General features: G+C 49.4%; 8 protein-coding genes. All 8 read left to right on the forward strand.

Annotation, left to right across the window (positions count from 1 at the left end; all coding sequences use genetic code 11):
- Positions 1-308, forward strand: a 308-nt coding sequence (locus tag FP827_04210) for a CPBP family intramembrane metalloprotease (GenBank protein MBA3052277.1), incomplete at its 5' end; no start/stop codon positions are given.
- A 105-nt stretch (positions 309-413) separates the two neighbouring features.
- Positions 414-1292, forward strand: coding sequence for a prephenate dehydrogenase (locus tag FP827_04215; GenBank protein MBA3052278.1), 879 nt, complete (start codon positions 414-416; stop codon positions 1290-1292).
- On the forward strand, positions 1243-2514 hold the full coding sequence (aroA, locus tag FP827_04220) for a 3-phosphoshikimate 1-carboxyvinyltransferase (GenBank protein MBA3052279.1): 1272 nt from the start codon (positions 1243-1245) through the stop codon (positions 2512-2514). Before FP827_04215 ends, aroA begins: the two co-directional genes overlap by 50 nt.
- 10 nt (positions 2515-2524) lie before the next feature.
- On the forward strand, positions 2525-3169 hold the full coding sequence (locus FP827_04225) for a (d)CMP kinase (protein ID MBA3052280.1): 645 nt from the start codon (positions 2525-2527) through the stop codon (positions 3167-3169).
- Complete coding sequence (locus FP827_04230) at positions 3156-3776, forward strand: 1-acyl-sn-glycerol-3-phosphate acyltransferase (GenBank protein ID MBA3052281.1); 621 nt, start codon at positions 3156-3158, stop codon at positions 3774-3776. Before FP827_04225 ends, FP827_04230 begins: the two co-directional genes overlap by 14 nt.
- Before the next feature lie 4 nt (positions 3777-3780).
- Positions 3781-4620, forward strand: a complete 840-nt coding sequence (gene ispH, locus FP827_04235; GenBank protein MBA3052282.1) for a 4-hydroxy-3-methylbut-2-enyl diphosphate reductase — start codon at positions 3781-3783, stop codon at positions 4618-4620.
- Positions 4621-6252, forward strand: coding sequence for a 30S ribosomal protein S1 (locus FP827_04240; GenBank protein ID MBA3052283.1), 1632 nt, complete (start codon positions 4621-4623; stop codon positions 6250-6252).
- Positions 6249-7087 (forward strand): hypothetical protein (locus tag FP827_04245; GenBank protein ID MBA3052284.1); only part of this gene is annotated, 839 nt, incomplete at its 3' end. The genes FP827_04240 and FP827_04245, both read left to right, overlap by 4 nt.

Here is a 7087-nt window from a genome sequence, read left to right on the forward strand (position 1 = left end):
CATATCAATTTTTTGCAAGTTTGGCGCTTGGCCTTTTGATGGGCTTTTTATATTTAAAAACTCATTCCATTATTCCATGCATTATAGCTCATAGCATTTTCAATGTGCATGCTATTATAATCACGTCACTACTAAAAATAAACATTTCAGGATATTCATTGCCTGGCACATATCAAAAGGTGCAATTTCAACCTATGTGGTTTGATTTATTAGGAGCAGCACTTTTACTTATTGGCTTTCTGTTATTATGGAAATCGTTAAAATCGACTTCTGTCAATGCCGAACAAACAAATACAGTGGATAGCTAATGCTACCGCTGACTTGAACAGTTATTCCTTTTGTTGAAACCAGTAAAAAGAAAATACCATTACAAACGTAGACATTTGAGGGGATAACTACTACAATCTGCCATTATGAAAAACGACAAGATAGGTGTTGTCGGTGCGGGGCTGATAGGCGGCTCCATAGCCGCTTACGCTTTGGAAAAAAAGAAAGAGGTCATCTGTTTCGGCAGAAATCCCTCGCGGCTTAAAAAGGCGCTCAGATCCGGCATATGCTCCGAGGTCTCAACGGATCTGTCCCGCGCGGGTGAATGTGACATAATATTCCTCTCAACGCCCGTGGACACGATCATAGAACTCGGCAAAAAAATAATACCTTTTATGAAAAAAGGCGCGCTCCTGACCGATGTCGGTAGCGTGAAAAGGCAGATATGCGCGTCTCTCTTTCCCGCGGCAAAAAAAAGAGGCGTCTCTTTTTGCGGCGCCCATCCCATGGCTGGCAGCGAAAAGACGGGTTTTGAAAACGCCCGTTCCGATCTTTTCAAAGGGACTGTTGTCTTCATAGCAAAAGGTAAAAATTCTTCTGCTCAGGGCGGAAAGATCCTGCAAAGATTCTGGGCGGGCGCCGGCGCCGAATGCGTGAGCATAGATCCGGAAAAGCACGACGCGTTCACATCTGTCACGAGCCATCTCCCGCATCTTATAGCTTTTTGTTTCGCGGAATCCTTCTGCCGTTTTGAAAAAAAACATCCCTCCGTCAGAGACGCCGCCGCGGGGAGTTTTGAGAGCATCACAAGGATAGCTAAAAGCAGCCCTGCTTTGTGGAGCGCTGTTTTCGCTCAGAACAGAAAAGCGCTGATCCTTCGCGCGCGGGATTTCAGGAAGAGCCTTGACGCGATGATACTATCCATTGAGAAAAAAACATCCCCTCTGCGAACGCTGAAAAAAATAAGCGGAAATTATGAAAAATCTGATAATCAAGCCGGCAAAAAAAATAAGCGGAAGCGTTAGAATACCTCCGGATAAATCAATATCCCACCGCGCGGCGATGCTCGCATCCGCCGCCTCCGGCACCAGCGTCATAGAGAATTTTCTTCTGAGCGCCGATTGTAAATCCACACTTTCGGCTGTCGCCTCTTTCGGCGCGAAAGTGAAAAAAAAGGGGTCGACAATAACTGTAACGGGCGCGCCTTTCTCAACGCCCGCCAAGCCCGTGGACTGCGGAAATTCAGGCACAACGGTGCGGCTCCTCGCCGGATTCGCCGCGGGGCAGGGGGCGGGAGCTGTTTTTACCGGAGACGGCTCGCTGTCTAAAAGGCCGATGAAAAGAGTGATGGAACCGCTTAAGCTCATGGGGGCCTCCGTCACCTGTAAAAACGGCCGTTTACCCATGCGTTTAAAAAAGGCCGAACTCCATGGAATAAATTATACGATGCCGGTTCCGTCGGCGCAGGTCAAATCGGCGCTGCTCCTGGCGGCTCTCGGCGCGTCGGGCGAAATAAAAATAAATGAAAAAATAATTTCGCGCGATCACACGGAACGGATTCTGAAGCTTTTCGGCGTGAGGATTTCCGCCGCCGCGGGAAAGATCAGGATGAAATGCGGGCAGACACTTAAAGCCTGTAAGATAAAAGTGCCGGGAGATATCTCTTCGGCGGCCTTTTTTATATGCGCCGCTGCGATCCTCAAAAGCCGCCTTAAGATCCTGGACGTCGGTGTGAATCCCACGCGCGCGGGGTTTTTGAGAGCGCTTGGAAAAATGGGGCTGAAATACAGGTTGAGCAATAAAAGATTTTTAGGGAAGGAACCCGTCGCCGACATTTTAGTGATGAAGAGCTCTCTCAGAGGCGCCGTCTTTTCGGCAAAAGACATGCCGTCGATGATAGACGAGGTGCCTCTGCTGGCGCTTTGCGCGACGCAGGCTGAAGGCAAAACCATTATCAGCGGCGCGGGCGAGCTGGCCGTCAAGGAATGCGACAGGATAGAGGCCACTTATTCCGAGCTCCGGAAAATGGGCGCGGATATAACAAAGCGTCCTGACGGTTTTATAATCAGGGGCCCGGTCAAACTGAAAGGCGCCGCCGTATCGGGCTTCGCCGATCACCGTATCATAATGATGCTTGCGCTGGCGGCTCTTGCCGCCGACGGTAAAAGCGTCATAGATGACACAAAAGGCGTGGAAATATCTTTTCCCGGATTTTTTAAGGAACTTGGCAGACACATAAAAACATAAGGAGCGAATAATGAAAGTGATAACAATTGACGGGCCGGCGGGCGCGGGAAAGAGCACCATAGCGAAAATAGCGGCGGCAAAACTCGGCTTCACATACATAGACACGGGAGCGATGTACCGGGCGGTAACATACAAGGTGCTGAAAAACGGATGCGATTTTTCGGACACCGAAAAGATAATCGGTCTCGCCGGGCAGTCCGAGATACGGCTTGATAACGGGAAGATCTTTCTGGACGGCGAGGATGTGACGGATAAGATACGCACGAGACAGGTGACCAACAAAACTTCAATCATAGCGGCTCTCGGAGAGGTGCGGAAAATTCTCCGAGAAAAACAGAGGGTTTTTTCAAAAGCACAAAACCTGGTGATGGAAGGCAGGGATATAGGTTCGGTGGTGTTTCCCGACGCTGAATACAAATTTTATCTTGACGCCAGTATAAGCGAAAGAGCCCGCCGCCGTTGGGCGGAACTTCGCGAGAAAGGCGCGGAAGTCAAAATGGAAGAGATCGTGGAGGACATCAACCAACGGGATAATCTTGACCTGAACAGGGGACTGTGCCCGCTTATCATACCGAAAGGAGCCTTCGTAATAGATTCGACGAATAAGTCTATTGAGGAAGTGGCGAATATTATCGTGACGCATGCGGGAAAATAATATTGTTTATCATTCTCTCAGGATAATCTTCAAGCTCCTCGTGCTTGGTCTTTTCAGGGGAAGCATAAAAGGCTCCGTGCCGAGAGGCGGCGCCGTGATCTGCGCCAATCATTTTTCCAATCTGGATCCCCCTGTCATAGGCGCGATATCCACAAAACCGATACATTTCATGGCGAAAAAGGAGCTTTTTTCCAATCCTCTGTTCAGGGCTCTGATCCTGGCGCTGAATGCTTTTCCGGTGAACCGGGAATTTTTCGACCGTAAAGCTTTCCGCCGGGCGATAGCGCTGGCGGAAAGCGGGAAAAACATAGCCGTGTTTCCCGAAGGCACGCGCAACAAAAGCGGAACGGATAAGATAGGAGACATAAAAAGAGGCGTGTCTTATCTGATCTATCACACGAGCGTTCCTGTTATACCGGTGTTCATATCCGGCACCAACCGCTGGGGAAGGCTGGGAAGGATAAGGGTTCGAATCGGCGATGCCATCGATCTGCCGGAAAGGAAAATGCCATATACGAGGGAAACGGCGGAAAGTATCTGCGGAAAAATAAAAAACGCCCTCGAGAGAACAGGGAACGCCTGTCTGCCGGACAGGCAGGGTGCTTGACAATATGACAACAGCTGCGAAGAAACGAAAACGGATGACGATTGCCCGCTTCGCCGGTTTCTGCGGCGGCGTGGCCATGGCTGTTAAGGGCGCGGAAAAGCTCCTTGCGGAGAATGAAGTCTACTGCGTAGGAGATATCATACACAATTCTTTCGTCATCGAATCGCTTAAAAAAAAGGGCTTGAAAACCGTTTCTTCCGTGAAAGAGATCCCGCCGCGCTCGCACATGATAATAAGGGCCCACGGGCTGCCTCTTGAAGAAATATCGTCGCTGCGAAAAAAGGGCTGTATCGTACATGATTTCACATGCCCCATACTGAAAAAAATTCACAAAGACATAATACAGCTTAAACGTAAAAGCTATGAAATAGCCATTATAGGCAACCCCCGCCACGCGGAAGTGAAGGCCTTTGTCTCCCGCGCAGGAGAGAAGGTGTCTGTCATATCAAAAGCTCTTGATGCCGACGCTCTTCCTTATGCCCGGTGTCGGGCGATCATATGCCAGAGCACGATAAGCGGCGATCTTTTTGTGAGTTTAGCCGCTAAAGCACTGGGCAAAAGCGCCCGGACGCTGGTGATCGACACGATATGCAGTGAGGCCAAAAAAAGGAGAAAAGAAGCAGAGGCGCTTGCAAAAAAGTCAAAAATGGTTATAATAGTCGGTGACAGTAAGAGCAGTAACACAATGACCTTATCGGGTATTGTCGGAAAACACTGTGCTGTCGCGCTAATTTCATCAGCGGATGAAATTAAAAAAAATAAAATCAGATATCCGCTCGCCATCGTGTCGGGAGCTTCCTCCCCGCGAGAGCTTGTATTGGATATCGCCAGGAAGGTGTGTTGAATGAGTGAAATGAAAAATTTGATGGATGAAGTTGTGAATGCGATACCGGCGCTGGAAAGAGGCAGTATCGTTAAAGGCACAGTGCTTGATGTTTCTCTGGACGTGGGCGTCCTCATGGACATAGGCGCGAAAGTGGAGGGGATACTCCCCCATTCGGAGATCCCGGCCATCGGCGGCGTTTCCGTGGGACAGGACATAGAAGTGTATATCTGCGATATGTCCGGAACGGACGGCCATCCGACGCTATCGTGGGCTAAGGCACAGAAATACAAAGAAGTGCACGAGCTGGAAAAGGCGTTTGAGGCGGGCGACGTGCTTGAGGCTCTGATAACGGAAAAAATAAAAGGCGGGGTCAAGGCCACCGTAAAAGGCATCACGGCGTTCATGCCGAATTCCCAGATAGGATATCCTCCTGTCAAAAACATAGCTGACACAATAGGTAAAACGGTGCCGGTAAAAATAAAAAAATTCAACCAGAAGAAAAACGATATAGTCATCTCGTGGCGCGATGTCGTCGAGGAAGATTATAAAAAGAACCAGGATAAATTCTGGGATGATGTGCGCGAAGGCGACGTGCGCGAAGGCACTGTAAAAGGAATAACAAAATTCGGGGCTTTCGTGGATATAGGCGGATTTGAGGGCCTGCTCCACATAAAAGACATTTCATGGGGGAGAACCGAGAATGTCGCGGACGAGCTCCAGATAGGACAGAAAATCAATGTCAAGGTGACAAAACTCAATAAGACGAAAAACAGGGTTTCGCTCAGCCTTAAGGATACCACACCGCATCCGTGGGACAACATCAATGAGAAATACACGGTCGGCAGCATACACAAGGGCATCGTCAAGGGAATCCTTGAATACGGCGCTTTTGTGGAACTCGCGCCGGGGCTGGAAGGGCTTCTGCATGTGAGTGAGATCTCATGGGCGAGGAACAGCAAACCCGCGGACCTGCTCACACCCGGGCAGGAAGTGGAAGTGATGGTGCTCAGCATTGACAGCGAGGCTAAAAGGATTTCGCTCAGCCTTAAAAACACTCAGGAAAATCCCTGGGTAGCTTACACTCAGAAACATTCCGTCGGAGAGGTGATAGACTGCGCGGTCACGCATATAGTGAAAAATGGCATGACCGTTTCTGTGGGCGATGGCCTCGAGGGATTTATCCTTCTGAAAGATTTCTCGTGGAAAGAGAGGGTCGCTTCCGCCGCGGATATGTTCAGCGAAGGTTCCGAGCTCAAGGCTAAAATCCTTGAGATAATACCCGACGAACAAAAGTTATATCTCGGCATAAAGCAGCTTGAAGATAATCCTTTTAAGGACTTCTCCAGCGGCAGTGTCGTCACAGGCACCGTGACCGGTACGACAAAAGACCGGATTCTCGTGGACATGAAAGACGGCGTTCAAGGTTTTGTGCACATTTCACAGGTCGCTCATGAGAAAACAGAAAATCTTGACGGATTCACCCCGGGCATGGAAGTGACCGGCGTGATCGTGAAGGTGAATGAGAACAGCTCTCAGGTGGAAATAAGCATCAAAGAACTGGAAAAAAAGAAAGAGCATGAAACGATGCGGCAGTATTATTCCACCGAATCCACGGGCTTCAGCATAGGCGACATACTGAAAAAAGAATGACCGTGCCGACGGCGGACGAGGACGCCGCGGGCAGCGGGGTATTTATCAGCCAGACAAAAGCCCCCGTTTTTACTTTAATATTTTTTTTCACGGCGTTTTCCGCCTTTTTCGCCCGGAGCGCTCTCGGCGCGGGCTTCGGCAAGAATCAGCTCTACACAAAAACTTTTGACTGGCAAAGCTGCGAAACAGAGCATTGTAAGATTTATTTTTATCCCTCTCTGCGCGGCAAAGCGGAGGAGATCGCCGGGGAAATAGAAAGGTCAGAAAAAGAGATATCCGATTTTCTCGGAGTGCGCCTTAAAAAGAAAGCTAATTTTCTCTTTTTTGAAACTCATCCTGATTTTCAGTCCAACAGGCTCTATCCCGTCGGGTGTGGCACGGGCGTGTTTTCCGAGCCCATGAAAAACAGGTTTGTGATGCCTTTTTACACATCCCCCCGCGAAATGCGGCACATCATAGGGCACGAATACACGCACATAAACAGTTTTGACATATTTTACGGAGGTTTCTGGAGGAGTTTGTCCCTTGTGAGGACGATGGTTTATCCCATCCCACTGTGGATGCAGGAGGGGCTGGCGGAATTCTGCTCCGATATATGGGACCCGGAGGACGCGGCGGCTCTCAGGGATATTTATCTTAACGGGCTTGCGCTCGCCGCGGATGACATGATATCTTTCTCTCATCTTGAGGGATACAGGGTCTATCTCGCCTATAAGCAATCACAGAAGATGATGATTTTCATCGCCGAAAAATACGGCGAAAAAAAGGTGCCGGAACTCATCCGCCAGTTTCCTCATGTATGGGAACAGAACATCGCTCTTAAAAAAGTGCTGGG

Source organism: Candidatus Omnitrophota bacterium (genome assembly GCA_013791745.1).
Classification (GTDB): domain Bacteria; phylum CG03; class CG03; order CG03; family CG03; genus CG03.

What these genes read in the sequence shown, in the direction of transcription:
- FP827_04230 (MBA3052281.1), top strand. Translation starts at nt 3,156, where the DNA reads ATGCGGGAAAATAATATTGTTTATCATTCTCTCAGGATAATCTTCAAG.
- ispH (MBA3052282.1), top strand. Translation starts at nt 3,781, where the DNA reads ATGACAACAGCTGCGAAGAAACGAAAACGGATGACGATTGCCCGCTTC.
- aroA (MBA3052279.1), top strand. Translation starts at nt 1,243, where the DNA reads ATGAAAAATCTGATAATCAAGCCGGCAAAAAAAATAAGCGGAAGCGTT.
- FP827_04225 (MBA3052280.1), top strand. Translation starts at nt 2,525, where the DNA reads ATGAAAGTGATAACAATTGACGGGCCGGCGGGCGCGGGAAAGAGCACC.
- FP827_04215 (MBA3052278.1), top strand. Translation starts at nt 414, where the DNA reads ATGAAAAACGACAAGATAGGTGTTGTCGGTGCGGGGCTGATAGGCGGC.
- FP827_04240 (MBA3052283.1), top strand. Translation starts at nt 4,621, where the DNA reads ATGAGTGAAATGAAAAATTTGATGGATGAAGTTGTGAATGCGATACCG.